Origin of the sequence: Micromonospora sp. DT81.3, assembly GCF_049847225.1 — a bacterium.
GTDB lineage: Bacteria > Actinomycetota > Actinomycetes > Actinomycetales > Microbacteriaceae > Microbacterium.
This window is the reverse complement of sequence record NZ_JBNCNY010000006.1, coordinates 151445-166355: the sequence shown is the minus strand read 5'-3', so window position 1 is coordinate 166355 and position 14911 is coordinate 151445. Positions and strand designations below refer to the sequence as shown.

The following is a 14911-nucleotide window of genomic DNA, read 5'->3' as shown; positions in this document are numbered from 1 at the left end:
CCTTGTTAGACTGCTCTCAGCTCTCCGCGCGGCGGTATCCAGGCCAACTCCCCCAGGACGGAAACGTAGCAAGGGTAACCAGGCTCTGCCGGGTGCGCGGAGAGTCTTTCCATTCCCGGGGACGCATCGAAGCTCCGACCGCCGTGCCGGCGACCTCGCCCCGTAGGCTGAACCGGTGGCGCAGAGCATCTTCATCACGTCGGCCGAAGGACACTCGGGCAAGTCCACGATCGCTCTGGGCGTGCTCGACACCCTCTCGCGCGCAACGCCCCGCGTCGGAGTCTTCCGGGCGATCGCCCGCTCCACCGCCGAGCCGGACTACGTGCTCGAGATGCTGCTGGCCCACGACGGCGTCGATCTGCCGTACGAGGATTGCGTCGGTGTCACCTACGACGACGTCCGCGCAGATCCGGAGGCGGCGCTCGCGACCATCGTGCGTCGCTACAAGGCGGTCGAGGCTCGCTGCGACGCCGTCGTCATCGTCGGCAGTGACTACACGGATGTCGGCAGCCCGGCCGAGCTGGCCTACAACGCTCGCATCGCCGCGAACCTCGGAGCTCCCGTGCTGCTCGTGCTCGGCGGCCGCGCGCTGCAGGGCCGGGGCGAGCAGCTGGGCACCAGCACCGCGCGCACGGCCGCGGAGATGGGCCAGATCTCAGACCTCGCACTCACCGAACTCGCGCACGGCCGCGCACAGCTGTTCGCCGTGGTCGCCAATCGCGCCGACCCCGAAGACCTCGCGGGAATCGTCGCCGCGATCCGCAACTCGGTCGACGCCGCCGAGGGAGCCGCCGGGCGCGGCCGGGTCGTGCCCGTCTGGGCGCTCCCGGAGGACCGCTTCCTCGTCGCCCCCTCCATCCGCGGCATCCTGCGCTCGGTCGAGGGGACGCTCATCAAGGGCGATCCCGAACTGCTCACCCGTGAGGCCCTGGGGGTGGTCGTGGCCGGCATGTCCATGGTCAATGTCCTTCCCCGCCTCACCGAGGGCGCGGTGGTCATCATCCCCGCCGACCGCACCGAGGTGCTGCTCGCCACGCTCCTCGCGAATTCCTCCGGAACCTTCCCGTCGATCGCCGGGATCGTGCTGAACGGCCCGTTCCCGCTCCCGGAGTCCATCGACCGCCTGATCGACGGGCTGGGCTCGAACGTGCCGATCATCACGACCGACTTGGGGACCTACGAGACCGCCGTCCGGGTCATGAACACGCGGGGGCGCCTCGCCGCGGACTCGCAGCGCCGCTATGACACGGCGCTCGCGATGTTCGAGCGTTACGTCGACACCGAGGAGCTGACGGTGTCGCTGGGCGTCGCCCGGGCGACCGTCGTCACACCTCTGATGTTCGAGTACGGGCTGATCGAACGAGCCCGTGCCCAGCGGCGCCACATCGTGCTGCCCGAGGGCGATGACGACCGCATCCTGCGAGCCGCCGCCACCCTGCTCTCGCGCGGCGTCGCCGAGCTCACGATCCTCGGTGAGGACATCGAGGTCCGCAGCCGCGCGATCGAACTCGGCATCGACATCCGCGACGCCCGCATCCTGAGCCCGTTCGATCCCGTCCACGTCGACCGATTCGCCCGGGAGTACGAACGGCTGCGCGCACACAAGGGCGTCACCTACGCGCAAGCGGCAGACGCGGTGACGGATGTCTCGTATTTCGGCACCCTCATGGTGCACATGGGACTGGCCGACGGCATGGTGTCGGGGGCTGCGCACACGACCGCGCACACCATCCGGCCCGCGTTCGAGATCATCAAGACCAAGCCGGGGGTCTCGGTCGTCTCGTCCGTGTTCCTGATGGCCCTCGCCGACCGGGTGCTCGTCTACGGCGACTGCGCCGTGATCCCCGACCCCACGAGCGACCAGCTCGCAGACATCGCGGTCTCCTCCGCCGCCACCGCGTCCCAGTTCGGCATCGAGCCGCGCATCGCCATGCTCTCGTACTCGACGGGGGAGTCCGGCTCGGGCGCCGACGTCGAGAAGGTGCGCGTCGCAACCGCCCTCGTGCGAGAGAGGGCACCCGAGCTTCTCGTCGAGGGCCCGATCCAATACGACGCCGCGGCGGACGCCGCCGTCGCCGCCGCGAAGATGCCCGGGTCCTCCGTCGCCGGTCGCGCGACGGTGTTCATCTTCCCCGACCTCAACACGGGCAACAACACCTACAAGGCGGTGCAGCGCTCCGCGGGGGCGGTGGCGATCGGGCCGGTGCTGCAGGGCCTCAACAAACCCATCAACGACCTCTCCCGCGGCGCGCTCGTCGATGACATCGTGAACACCGTGGCGATCACCGCGATCCAGGCGCAGGACGCCTAGCCATGTCGATCGTCCTCGTCGTCAACAGCGGATCGTCCTCCTTCAAGTACCAGCTGCTCGAGGTCGAGACCGAGCGTGTGCTGGCGACCGGCCTCGTCGAGCGGATCGGGGCACCGACGGGAGGGATGTCGCAGCACACCGTGTTCGCACCATCGGCAGGCTCCGCGACGGAGGGCGGCCCCGCACCGGCGCCGACGATGCTCGACGCGACGTACACCCGCGAGGTGCCGATCCCCGATCACACGGCGGGATTCCAGGTCATGCTCGACGCCTTCGCCGAGAACGGTCCGTCGCTCGCCGAGCATCCGCCCGTCGCCGTGGGGCACCGGGTGGTGCACGGCGGCGCCCGGTTCTTCGAGCCGACGATCGTGACCCCGCTGGTCGAGATCAACATCGACGAGCTGTCGGTCCTCGCGCCGCTGCACAACCCGGCCAATCTCGAGGGGATCGTCGCGGCGAGGAAAGCGTTCCCCTCGGTGCCGCATGTCGCGGTGTTCGACACGGCGTTCCACCAGACCCTGCCCCCGGCGGCCTACACGTACGCCATCGACGCCGAGCTCGCTGAGACCCACCGCATCCGCCGCTACGGGTTCCACGGAACCTCCCACAAGTTCGTGTCGGAAGAGGCGGCCGCCTACCTCGGCCGACCGCTGGGGGAGCTCAAGCAGATCGTCTTCCACCTGGGCAACGGCGCGTCGGTCACCGCTGTGGACGGCGGCCGCTCGGTCGAGACCTCGATGGGCCTCACCCCCCTCGAGGGCCTCGTGATGGGCACCCGCTCCGGCGACATCGATCCTGCCGTGCTCTTCCACCTCGCCCGGCGGGCGGGGATGACGATCGACGACCTCGATGACCTGCTCAACAAGCGCAGCGGACTGCTGGGCATCAGCGGGTACTCCGACTACCGGGACATCCGCACGGCCATCCAGCGCGGGGACGGCAGGGCGATGCTCGCCTTCGAGGTGTACGTCCACCGGCTACGGAGCTACGCGGGCGCCTACCTCGCCCAGCTGGGCGGCGTGGACGTGATCTCCTTCACCGCAGGTGTGGGCGAGAACACTCCGGCGGTGCGCGCGGCGGCGCTCGAGACGCTCGGCTTCGCAGGAGTGGAGATCGATGCGGAGCGCAACGAGACGCCGGCCCGCGGCATCCGCACCATCTCGACGGATGCCTCGAAAGTCAGCGTGCTGGTCGTGCCGACGAACGAAGAACTGGAGATCGCGCGTCAGGCGCTTGCGGCCGCGAACGCCTGACGGCGAAACGCCCAGGAAACTTGCGTGTGCATGTGCCCGGTGACGGTCGACCCGCCCGTGCGCCCGCACTACGCTTGATCGATGGCGGCGGCGATCCGTGCACGTCGCCGGCCCAGGCCCGACGGTGAGCCGATGTCCTCCTTCCACCCAGCGGCACCCGCCGCCCTCGCCCAACGCTGACGGACACCCGGAGGTTACGTGACCGACGACGCCCTGCCCGACCTCGCATCGTACGAAGGCGTGCTCTTCGACCTCGACGGCGTGCTGACGCCGACGGCCGAGGTGCACATGCACGCCTGGAAGACGATGTTCGACGAGCTCTTCGAGGCATGGGACATCACGCCGCCGTACAGCGATCAGGACTACTTCGACTACGTCGACGGCAAGAAGCGCTACGACGGTGTCGCGAGCCTGCTGCGCAGCCGCGACGTCGAGGTGCCGTGGGGAGACCCATCGGATTCCCCGGAGGCCGACACGATCTGCGGCATCGGCAACCGCAAGAACATCGTCTTCTCGCGCGTGCTGCGCGCGGAGGGGATGCAGCCCTACCCCGGGTCGCTGGCGCTGCTCGACCAGCTGTCGGCCACCGGAACCCCGATCGCCGTCGTCTCCAGCTCGAAGAACGCCGAAGAGGTGCTGGCGGTCGCGGGACTGCGCGACCGATTCCCCGTCGTGATGGACGGGGTCGTCGCCGAGCGGGACGACCTGCCGTCCAAGCCCGCGCCGGACGTCTTCGTCGAGGCGGCGCGGATGCTGGGCGTGGATCCGGCGCGCAGCGCCGCGGTCGAAGACGCCATCAGCGGCGTCGCCTCCGCCGCAGCGGGCGGCTTCGGCCTCGTCGTCGGCGTCGATCGCGGCGTCGGCGCGGAGGCGCTCCGAGAAGCGGGTGCCCACGTCGTCGTCGACGACCTGTCGGCCTTCGTCCACTGAACTTCCGAATCCTGAATCAGTAAGGCACCGAATGATCGATCGCGATCGCTTTCCCGTCGACCCGTGGCGTCTCATCGAGACCCGGTACTCGTTCGACGATGCCGGCGTCACCGAGACGCTCTTCTCGGTGGGGAACGGCTACCTGGGTCTGAGGGGAAATCACCCGGAGGGCCGCCAGGCGCACGAGCAGGGCACCTTCATCAACGGCTTCCACGAGACCTGGCCGATCCGGCACGCGGAGCAGGCCTACGGCTTCGCGGAGGTCGGGCAGACCATCGTCAACGCGCCCGACGCCAAGGTCATGCGGGTCTACGTCGACGACGAGCCGCTCTCGCTCGACGTCGCCGACGTGCGCTCCTACGAGCGGGAGCTCGACATGCGCGACGGCGTCCTGCGCCGGCGCATCCACTGGTGCACCCCGAGCGGCAAGGAGGTGCAGATCGACTACGACCGGCTCGTGTCGTTCGAGGAGAAGCACCTGACGGTGATGCGCCTCGAGGTCACCGTGCTGAACGCCGATGCCCCCGTCACGATCAACTGTCAGCTGCTGAACCGGCAGGACGGCGAGGACGTCTACGGCGGCACCCCGAACGCGACGAAGAAGGGCGGGTTCGACCCCCGCAAGGCCGAGCGGATCGCCGAGCGGGTGCTGCAGCCGGAGGAGTACTGGCAGGACGGCACGCGCTCCGCCCTCAGCTACCGCGTCAACGATTCCGGGATGACGATCGCCGTCGTGGCGGATCACCTCATCGAGACCGAGAACCAGTACAACGCCCGCAGCCTGATCGAGCCCGACATCGCGAAGAACGTCTTCCGCATCCAGGCGAAGGCCGGCGTCCCGATCCGTCTCAGCAAGGTGGTGAGCTACCACACGTCCCGCGGCGTGCCCGCCCGCGAGCTCGTGGACCGCTGCCGCCGCACGCTCGACCGTGCGGAGGCGGAGGGCGTCGAGGCCCAGTACGAGAAGCAGCGCGCGTGGCTGCGCGGCTTCTGGGAGCGCTCTGACGTCTGCATCGGCGGCCACGACGACCTGCAGCAGGCGACCCGCTGGTGCCTGTTCCAGCTCGCCCAGGCGGCGGCGAGGGCCGACGGCGCCGGCGTCCCCGCGAAGGGCGTGTCCGGCTCCGGCTACAGCGGGCACTACTTCTGGGACACCGAGATCTACGTGCTCCCGTTCCTCACCTACACGACGCCGCTCTGGGCGCGGAACGCGCTTCGGATGCGCACGCTCATGCTGCCCGCCGCGCGCCGCCGGGCTCGGCAGCTGAACGAGGCGGGGGCTCTCTTCCCGTGGCGCACGATCAACGGAGAAGAGGCATCCGCGTACTACGCGGCGGGCACGGCGCAGTACCACATCAACGCCGACGTGAGCTTCGCGCTGGCCAAGTACGTGCGAGCCACCGGGGATGTCGAATTCCTCTACCGCGAGGGCATCGATGTGGCCGTCGAGACGGCCCGCCTCTGGTCCACTCTCGGGTTCTGGCGGCAGAGCGACGGCGAGGAGACCTTCCACATCCACGGCGTGACCGGTCCGGACGAGTACACGACCGTCGTCAACGACAACCTGTTCACGAACGTCATGGCGCGCTTCAACCTGCGCTTCGCCGCGCACGTCGTGCGCGACATGGCGACGGACGCGCCCGAGTCGTACCGGCACATGGTCGAGCGGGTCGGCCTCGATCCGGCAGAGCCCGAGGCGTGGGAGCGTGCCGCCGAGGCGATGCACATTCCCTACAGCCCGGCCTTCGGCATCCACCCGCAGGATTCGCTCTTCCTCGAGCGGGAGGTCTGGGACCTCGAGCACACGCCGAAGGAGCAGCGTCCGCTGCTGCTGCACTTCCACCCGCTCGTCATCTACCGGTTCCAGGTGCTGAAGCAGGCGGATGTCGTGCTGGCGCTCTACCTGCAGGGCAACCACTTCACGGCGGAGGAGAAGCTCGCCGACTTCGACTACTACGACCCGCTGACCACGGGCGACTCGACGCTGTCGGCGGTGGTGCAGTCCATCCTCGCGGCCGAGGTCGGATATCAGGACCTCGCGCTCGAGTACTTCCAGAAGTCGATCTTCGTCGACCTCGCGGACCTCCATCACAACGCCGCCGACGGGGTGCATGTCGCGTCGGCGGGCGGGGTGTGGACCGCGCTCGTCGCCGGCTTCGGCGGGATGCGGGATCACTTCGGCGATCTCACCTTCGATCCTCGTCTTCCGGCGGACTGGCCCGAACTCTCGTTCACGCTGCACTGGCACGGGTCCCCGCTGCACGTCTCGATCACCCGTGAAGCGCTGACCGCCCGTGTCCCGTCCGGCGACCCGGTGACATTCGAGGTGCGGGGTGTCTCGTACACCGCCTCGCCCGGCAAGGACGCGGTGGCCCCGCTCAGGGGTCAAGGGCCGGTTCGGCCGGGGCGTCCGTCGCTGCGGCAGTGGGCCGACATCCGGAGGGACGACGGCACGCTGCTGACGGCATCCGTCCCCACGGTGACGGCGGCGATCCCGGTCATCACGGACTCGATGCTGATCGCGGGATCGGACGCGACGGTCGGCGCCGACAGCTGAATCGGATGCCGCTGAGGCGGCGCGTGCCGACCGGTTGCCGGTTGCCGGGGGGCCGTTTCCGTCCGCCGGAGAACGGTGTCGGAGGCACGCTCTAGGCTGGGTGCGTGACCACAGCCCTGTATCGCCGGTATCGGCCGGAATCCTTCGGCGAGATGATCGGTCAGGCGCAGGTCACCGAGCCTCTCATGACGGCGCTGCGCGCCGATCGTGTGGGTCACGCCTACCTGTTCTCCGGCCCTCGCGGATGCGGCAAGACGACGTCGGCCCGCATCCTGGCCCGCTGCCTGAACTGCGCGGAAGGCCCGACCGACACCCCGTGCGGCACCTGCGACAGCTGCGTCGAGCTCTCGCGGGACGGCGGGGGCTCCCTCGATGTCGTCGAGATCGACGCGGCCAGCCACAACGGCGTCGACGATGCCCGTGACCTGAGGGAGCGCGCGATCTTCGCGCCGGCGCGCGACCGGTTCAAGATCTTCATCCTCGACGAGGCGCACATGGTGACGCCGCAGGGCTTCAACGCCCTGCTGAAGCTCGTCGAAGAGCCCCCGCCGCACATCAAGTTCATCTTCGCGACGACCGAGCCCGACAAGGTGCTCGGCACCATCCGCTCGCGCACCCACCACTACCCGTTCCGCCTGGTGCCGCCGGCGGCCATGCTCGAGTACGTCGCCTCGCTCTGCGAGGCCGAGGGCGTGACGGTCGAGCCGGGTGTGCTGCCGCTCGTCGTGCGGGCCGGGGGCGGGTCCCCGCGCGACACGCTGTCGCTGCTCGACCAGCTGATCGCGGGGTCGGAGGGCGACGTCGTCGCCTACGAGCGGGCCGTCTCCCTGCTGGGCTACACGCACGCGGAGCTGCTCGGCGAGGTCGTCGACGCGTTCTCGTCGGGCGATGCCTCCGAGGCCTTCCAGGCGGTGGACCGCGTGGTCCAGACGGGGCAGGACCCGCGGCGGTTCGTCGACGACCTGCTCGAGCGCCTGCGCGACCTCATCGTCATCGCCGCGACCGGGCAGGGCGCCGCCGCCGTGCTGCGCGGCGTCCCGGCCGATGAACTCGAGCGCATGTCCCGGCAGGCGAACATCTTCGGGTCCGAACGCCTCTCGCGCACCGCCGACCTGGTCAGCGCCGCGCTCGATGCCATGACCGGCGCGACCTCGCCCAGGCTGCAGCTCGAGCTCATGGTCGCCCGCGTGCTCGCTTCTGCAGGTGGCCCCGCCGCCGCAAGCTCGGCCGCTGCGAGCCCGGCCGCTGCGAGCTCGGCCGCTGCGAGCCCAGCCGCTGCGAGCTCGGCCGCTGCGAGCTCGGCCGCTGCGAGCTCGGCCGCTGCGAGCTCGGCCGCTGCGAGCTCGGCCGCTGTTCCCGCTTCGGCTCTCGCACCCCCGGCTGCCACTGCCCGACTCGCAACGCCGGCACCGATCCCCGCCCCGGCCCCCGCCGCCCCCACTCCGGTCGCTGAGCCTGTCGAAGCGTCGACACCGACTGCGGCCGAGCCCGCCGCAACGCATCCACCGGCTTCCACCCGCATGCCCGCCCCCACCGCGCCGGTCACCGTGCAGCGGCTGCGCGACGCGTGGCCCGAGGTGCTCGCCCGGCTCGAAGACATCAGCCGGCCATCGTGGCTCGTGGCGAGCAACGCACGAGTGCTCGCGTTCGAGGCCGATGTGCTGACCCTCGCGTTCCAGAGTCAGAGCGACGTCGCGAAGTTCCGGCAGCTCACCGGGGGTCAGGGTGTCAGCGAAGATCTGCGCAACGCGATCCTCGGCGTGCTCGGGGTGCGGGTGAAATACCTCGCCCGGCACGACTCCGACGCGACGGACGCATCCGCGCCCGAAGCCCCTCCGGTCGGTGGGGATGCGTCGCCGCCGGCCGATGCCCCTCGCCGATCGGCCGCCCCACGGACCCCGGTGATGGAGACGCCGCCGCATCCCGGCCGGTCCGTCACCGCGGCCAGCACGGCCTCCGTGACGGAATGGGCGGTCGCCACGATCCCCACCGACACCGATACCGCCGCCGGGCCGTCCGCGGTCGGCCAGTTCGCCGTCGACGACGAACCGGAAGACGCGGCACCCGCGCCCGCGCCGGCGCGCGTGGCCACCCTGGCGCCCGAGCGGGAGGGCGAGGTCATCCCGGACGAGCTCGAACCGCTGCCGGAAGAGGACCGCGACGAACCGGATGTGGACGCCCTCGGCCCTGCCGCACCCGCGCCCGCGGCGATCCGCGAGGTGCAGAAGGCGGCGGCCCGGTCCGCGGGCGTGCAGCGATACGGCGAGCCCGTCGTCCGACAGGTGCTCGGCGCGCGCTTCGTACGCGAAGAGCCGTACGAGCCGCCGACGAGGTTCAACTAGGCATGTACGACGGCATCGTCCAAGACCTGATCGACGAGTTCGGTCGCCTGCCCGGGATCGGCCCGAAGTCGGCGCAGCGCATCACGTTCCACATCCTGCAGACGCCCTCCTTCGACGTCTCGCACCTTGCCCAGCTGCTGGCCGAGGTGCGTGAGAAGGTGCGGTTCTGTGAGATCTGCGGCAACGTCTCGGAGCAGACGCGATGTGCGATCTGTCGCGATCCGCGTCGCAACGCGACCCTGATCTGCGTCGTGGAGGACGCCAAGGACGTGGCGGCGATCGAGCGGACCCGGGAGTTCCGTGGTCTGTATCACGTGCTCGGTGGCGCGATCAGCCCGATCGCCGGCGTCGGCCCCGACGACCTGCGGATCACCTCTCTGATGCACCGCCTCGCCGACGGCACCGTGCAGGAGGTCATCCTCGCCACCAACCCGAACCTCGAGGGCGAAGCGACGGCCACCTACCTCAGCCGCCTGCTGACCACCCTCGAGATCCGGGTCACCCGCCTCGCATCCGGCCTTCCCGTGGGTGGCGACCTCGAGTATGCCGACGAGGTGACGCTGGGCCGGGCGTTCGAAGGCCGCCGTACCGTCTGATGACCACCGTGCTGCAACGGTACGACACGCGTGCCTGGCTGCTCTTCTCCGCCATGGCGCTGCTGTGGGGGGTGCCGTACCTGTTCATCAAGGTCGCCGTCGAGTCGTACTCGCCCGCCGCCATCGTGAGCGGCCGCACGCTCATCGGAGCGCTGCTGCTCCTGCCGTTCGCCCTGCGTCAGGAAGCGCTCCGGCCCGCGATCGAGAAATGGCGATGGGTGCTGGCCTTCGCCGCTCTCGAGATGGCGGGTCCGTTCCTGCTTCTCGGCCATGCAGAGCAGACTCTGCCTTCCGGACTGACCGGTCTGCTGGTCGCGACGGTTCCGCTGTTCGCCGCACTCTTCGCATTCACCCGCGGAGACCGGGAGTCGCTCAAGCCCGCGCGCCTCGCCGGCCTGGTCATCGGGTTCTTGGGTGTCGCCATCATCGTGGTCGGACCGGGGCTCGGGATCGACGGCGGCGCCGGGCTGGTCGCGATCGGGGAGGTGCTCCTGGTGGCGATCTGCTACGCGATCGCGCCGTTCATCGTGGCCCGCAAGCTCGGCGCGGTTCCGGCACTCGGCACCATCACCATCTCGCTCGCCGCCGTGGGGATCTTCTATCTTCCGATCGCGCTGCTCACCCCTCATCCCACTCCGAGCGTCGAGGCCACCGTCGCCGTCGTGCTGCTCGGCGTGCTCTGCACGGCGGTCGCATTCATCGCATTCTTCGCGTTGATCGGCAGGGTGGGACCCGCCCGGGCGCCGCTGTTCACCTACGTCAATCCGATCGTTGCGATCGCGCTCGGCGTGATCGTGCTGGGCGAGGACCTGAGTCCGGCGCTGCTGCTCGGCTTCCCGATCGTGCTGGCAGGCTGCTGGCTGGCGGCGACGGGCGGTCTGCGCGTGCGGCGCGCACCGGAGGGCGTGCCACCGATCGCACCCGGCTGAGGTTCAGCGCAGCACTTCGACGAGCACGATCCACGAGATCAGGATCGCCGACACGATCGCAAGAAGCGCGCCGGCCGCCGCCATGATCAGTCCGCCGGGCTGACCTGCGACCAAGAGCACGCCCGCGGCGAGGTAGGCGGCGATGGGCAGGAACCCGGCCACCGACTTGGCGACCCGGGCCCGATCCTCCGTGGCGGGGTCCCGCGCGATCACGCGCGTCGCATTGAGCTGGAATGCCCCCGCGACGGCCGTCGCGAAGATGATCAGCCCGCCGAACCACACGGGGTCGATCTCGGGGACGAGGGCCATGCCCGAGACGATCAGGGCGAGGACCAGTGCCGAGATCCCCGCCGCGAGTCGCGGCGTCAGCGTGCCGGACGTGATGATTTCGCGGATGTTGACGCTCGCCGCGACGATCACGAGGCCCGCCAGCGCCGCCGTGGCGCCGAGCATCGCCACATTGAAGTCGGTCCACTGCTCGAGCCCGGCATCCATGGCTGCACTCTAGCGGCGGCGGTCATGGCGCGGCAGCCGCGGTGACGTCATATGGGCTCGCGGGAATGCGCCCGTCCCTAAGATGGATCTTCGGGTGCGGCATCCCGCGCCGACGCTTCCCGGGGGTCTCATCGTGGCGCTGATCGTGCAGAAGTACGGCGGTTCGTCCGTCGCCGATGCCGAGAGCATCAAGCGCGTGGCGAAGCGGATCGTCGACACCCGCCGCGCCGGGCACGATGTCGTCGTCGCGGTCAGCGCGATGGGCGACACCACCGACGAGCTTCTCGATCTGGCGAACCAGGTCGCGCCTATTCCCGCTCCTCGCGAACTCGACATGCTGCTCTCCAGCGGTGAGCGCATCTCGATGGCGCTGCTGGCGATGGCCATCCACTCCATGGGATTCGAGGCCCGCTCCTTCACCGGCAGCCAGGCGGGCATGATCACGGATGCCCAGCACGGCGCGGCGCGGATCGTGGATGTCACTCCGGTCCGCCTGCGGGAGGCCCTCGACGAGGGAGCCATCGTCATCGTCGCCGGCTTCCAGGGATTCAACCGGGACACCCGGGACATCACGACTCTGGGTCGTGGCGGCTCGGACACCACCGCCGTGGCCCTGGCCGCAGCCCTCGAGGCCGACGTCTGCGAAATCTACAGCGACGTCGACGGGATCTTCACCGCCGACCCCCGCGTCGTTCCCCGAGCCCGCAAGCTCGACCGGGTCTCGAGCGAGGAGATGCTCGAACTCGCCGCCAACGGCGCGAAGGTGCTGTACATCCGCGCCGTCGAATACGCACGCCGGCACGGGGTATTGATCCACGCCCGATCGACGTTCTCCTCAGGTGAGGGAACACTGGTGTGGGGCGAGGGGATGCGCCTGAACGGCGTCGCACTGAGCGCCCTGGGCGCCGACGGAGAGGGAGAAGGCATGGAAGAGCCCATCGTCGCGGGAGTCGCGACCGATCTCAGCCAGGCGAAGATCACCATCATCGGCGTGCCGGACGTGCCGGGGAAGGCGGCGGAGATCTTCAAGATCGTCGCCCGCTCCGGTGCCAACGTGGACATGATCGTGCAGAACGTCTCGTCCGCCGCGACCGGGGTCGCCGACATCTCGTTCACGCTTCCGAAGGCGGATGCGGCGACGGCGCTCCGGGCTCTCTCCGCCCACCAGGCGGAGGTCGGCTTCGAGAGCCTCGTGCACGACGACCAGATCGGCAAGCTGTCGGTGGTCGGGGTCGGCATGCGCACCCACTCCGGCGTCTCGGCGACCCTCTTCGAGGCGCTGTCGATCGCCGGAGTCAACATCGAGATGATCTCCACGAGCGAGATCCGCATCTCGGTGCTCGTTCGCGCCGACGATCTGGCCGAAGCCGCGCGCCTGGTGCACACGGCGTACGGGCTGGACGGCGACGTCGAGGCGACGGTGCACGCGGGTACCGGCCGCTGAGCGGCTCGGCCGCCGCCCCCAGACCAGGAGATATCGCCGCCCCAGGACGATTCTTATGGTTTCGTCCTGCGCTCCCCGGAAGTCCTGTCTTCGGCATCGATTCCCAGCGGCACTCCAGCGGCTGGAGGTAGCGTCGGCGCGTCGAGGGGGTGCGCAGTGGCTCGCAGCGGGATGTCGGGCCGGGCGCGGTGGCTGTGGGGGATCGCTGCCGGGCTGGCGATCTGCGCGCTGGTCGTCGGGGGACTGGTGTTCCAGCCGTGGCTTCTGTTCATCGACGTGCGCGTGGACGACGACATTCCGGCCGCGGCGACTCCGACGGCTGCCGTTCCCACGCCGTCGTCGGCGACCCCGCTCGAGCCCGCATCGACACCCGAGGCGCCCCAGCGCACAGAACCTGTCGACCTGCTCGCGGGGACCTTTCTCAGTCATGAGCACGAGACGACGGGCACGGCGCGGGTCATACTCCTTCCCGACGGCCGTCGGCAGCTCGCTCTCGAATCGCTCGCGACGACCAACGGTCCCGACGTGCACGTGTGGCTGAGTGCGGGGCCGGTCGTGGAAGGCACGGACGGCTGGTTCACCGCCGGCGGGCACCCGTTCGTCGATCTGGGGATGATCAAGGGGAATCTCGGCGATCAACTTTACGACATTCCGGATGACGTCGATCTCGATGTGTTCCGAAGCGTCGACCTCTGGTGCGTGCAGTTCTCCGTGTCGTTCGGGGCTGCGGCGCTCTCCTGACAAGGTCGGCGCCCGGCATCCGCCGTCATGCGACGACGGCCGCGCGGAGTGCCACGGTAGAATGGGCAGTTACGCCGAGAGAGCAGAGGACCACGCTCATGACACACATCTCCGATACCGGACTCTCCGTCGCCGTCGTCGGCGCCACCGGCCAGGTCGGCACCGTGATGCGTCAGATCCTCGCGGAGCGCGCATTCCCGATCCGCGAGCTGCGCCTGTTCGCGACCGCGCGGTCAGCCGGGACGGCCGTGGAGTTCGCGGGGAAGACGGTCGTGATCGAGGATGTCGAGACCGCCGATCCGGCGGGTATCGACATCGCCCTCTTCTCTGCCGGCGCCACCGGCAGCCGGGCGCATGCGCCCCGCTTCGCGGACGCGGGCGCGCTCGTCATCGACAATTCCAGCGCCTGGCGCATGGACCCCGACGTCCCCCTCGTGGTCAGCGAGGTCAACCCCCACGCGATCGACGAGGCGCGCAAGGGCATCGTCGCGAACCCGAACTGCACGACGATGGCCGCGATGCCGGTGCTCAAGGTGCTCGACGCCGAGGCCGGTCTCGAGCGGCTGATCGTCAGCACGTACCAGGCCGTCAGCGGCTCCGGACTGGCCGGCGCCGAGGAGCTGCTCGGGCAGGTCGAGGGCGTGCTCGCACAGGGCGACACGCTGCGGCTCGTGCACGACGGGTCCTCGATCGACTTCCCTCAGCCCGAGAAGTACATCGCGCCGATCGCGTTCGACGTGATCCCCTTCGCGGGCAACCTCGTCGATGACGGCGACAACGAGACCGACGAGGAGAAGAAGCTCCGCAACGAAAGCCGCAAGATCCTCGAGCTGCCCGACCTCCGCGTTGCGGGCACCTGCGTGCGGGTACCCGTCTTCACCGGGCACTCCCTGAGCATCCACGCGGAGTTCGCCGGCGACATCACCCCCGACCGTGCCCGCGAGGTGCTCGCCGGCGCCCCCGGGGTCGCGCTCGAAGAGGTTCCGACGCCGCTCCAGGCCGCAGGCAAGGACCCGAGCTTCGTCGGCCGCATCCGGGCGGATCAATCCGCCCCCGATGGCAAGGGCCTCGTGCTGTTCATCAGCAACGACAATCTGCGCAAGGGCGCCGCCCTCAACGCGGTGCAGATCGCAGAGGTCGTCGCCGCGCGGCTCGGAACGACCGCCGCGGTGTGAGCGGGCCGGGCGGGTCTGTCCGAGGCGCGCACTTCTCTTGATGGGGCTCCGCCCCACGCCCCCGGCTTGCTGACGCGCGTTCTTTGTGGGGCTCCGCCCCACGCCCCCGGCTTGCTGACGCGCGCCCCTAGACTTGAG

Annotated in this window: 11 protein-coding genes and 1 other RNA gene; 11 read left to right on the top strand and 1 reads right to left on the bottom strand. The window is 69.8% G+C overall.

All coding sequences use genetic code 11. The annotated features are described in order from the left end of the window. Positions 1 to 15: 15 nt before the first annotated feature. The 8 genes from ffs (at position 16) to ACPW96_RS14860 (ending at position 10918) form a co-directional block, all read left to right on the top strand. An RNA gene (gene ffs / locus ACPW96_RS14895) (signal recognition particle sRNA small type) lies at positions 16 to 112 on the top strand. A 63-nt stretch (positions 113 to 175) separates the two neighbouring features. Further along, a complete protein-coding gene (pta, locus tag ACPW96_RS14890) occupies positions 176 to 2311 on the top strand; it encodes a phosphate acetyltransferase (RefSeq protein WP_425884006.1) in 2136 nt (711 codons plus the stop codon). A gap of 2 nt (positions 2312 to 2313) precedes the next feature. Then, positions 2314 to 3564 (top strand): acetate/propionate family kinase, encoded by a 1251-nt coding sequence (locus ACPW96_RS14885; protein WP_425884004.1) that lies wholly within the window; start codon positions 2314 to 2316, stop codon positions 3562 to 3564. A 198-nt stretch (positions 3565 to 3762) separates the two neighbouring features. Further along, on the top strand, positions 3763 to 4494 hold the full coding sequence (locus ACPW96_RS14880) for an HAD family hydrolase (RefSeq protein WP_425820790.1): 732 nt from the start codon (positions 3763 to 3765) through the stop codon (positions 4492 to 4494). Between the two features lie 31 nt (positions 4495 to 4525). After that, positions 4526 to 7051 (top strand): glycoside hydrolase family 65 protein, encoded by a 2526-nt coding sequence (locus ACPW96_RS14875; protein WP_425820791.1) that lies wholly within the window; start codon positions 4526 to 4528, stop codon positions 7049 to 7051. 104 nt (positions 7052 to 7155) lie between these two features. Next, positions 7156 to 9393, top strand: coding sequence for a DNA polymerase III subunit gamma and tau (locus ACPW96_RS14870; RefSeq protein ID WP_425884002.1), 2238 nt, complete (start codon positions 7156 to 7158; stop codon positions 9391 to 9393). A gap of 2 nt (positions 9394 to 9395) precedes the next feature. Continuing rightward, positions 9396 to 9989 (top strand): recombination mediator RecR, encoded by a 594-nt coding sequence (gene recR / locus ACPW96_RS14865; RefSeq protein ID WP_425820793.1) that lies wholly within the window; start codon positions 9396 to 9398, stop codon positions 9987 to 9989. Continuing rightward, positions 9989 to 10918, top strand: coding sequence for a DMT family transporter (locus tag ACPW96_RS14860; protein ID WP_425820794.1), 930 nt, complete (start codon positions 9989 to 9991; stop codon positions 10916 to 10918). Before recR ends, ACPW96_RS14860 begins: the two co-directional genes overlap by 1 nt. A gap of 3 nt (positions 10919 to 10921) precedes the next feature. Here ACPW96_RS14860 and ACPW96_RS14855 read toward each other — a convergent pair whose 3' ends face one another. Continuing rightward, positions 10922 to 11413, bottom strand: a complete 492-nt coding sequence (locus ACPW96_RS14855; protein ID WP_425884000.1) for a hypothetical protein — start codon at positions 11411 to 11413, stop codon at positions 10922 to 10924. Positions 11414 to 11546: 133 nt separating this feature from the next. Here ACPW96_RS14855 and ACPW96_RS14850 point away from each other — a divergent pair, with 133 nt between their 5' ends. The 3 genes from ACPW96_RS14850 to ACPW96_RS14840 all read left to right on the top strand — a co-directional run bounded on the left by ACPW96_RS14850 (position 11547) and on the right by ACPW96_RS14840 (position 14773). Then, positions 11547 to 12857 carry an aspartate kinase gene (locus tag ACPW96_RS14850; RefSeq protein ID WP_425821065.1) on the top strand — a complete coding sequence of 437 codons (1311 nt, stop codon included), beginning with the start codon at positions 11547 to 11549 and terminating at the stop codon, positions 12855 to 12857. Positions 12858 to 13013: 156 nt separating this feature from the next. Next, the gene (locus ACPW96_RS14845; protein WP_425883999.1) at positions 13014 to 13598 is read left to right on the top strand and encodes a DM13 domain-containing protein; all 585 of its coding nucleotides are present in this window, start codon (positions 13014 to 13016) and stop codon (positions 13596 to 13598) included. Positions 13599 to 13696: 98 nt separating this feature from the next. Further along, a complete protein-coding gene (locus ACPW96_RS14840; RefSeq protein ID WP_425820797.1) occupies positions 13697 to 14773 on the top strand; it encodes an aspartate-semialdehyde dehydrogenase in 1077 nt (358 codons plus the stop codon). Positions 14774 to 14911: the final 138 nt, after the last annotated feature.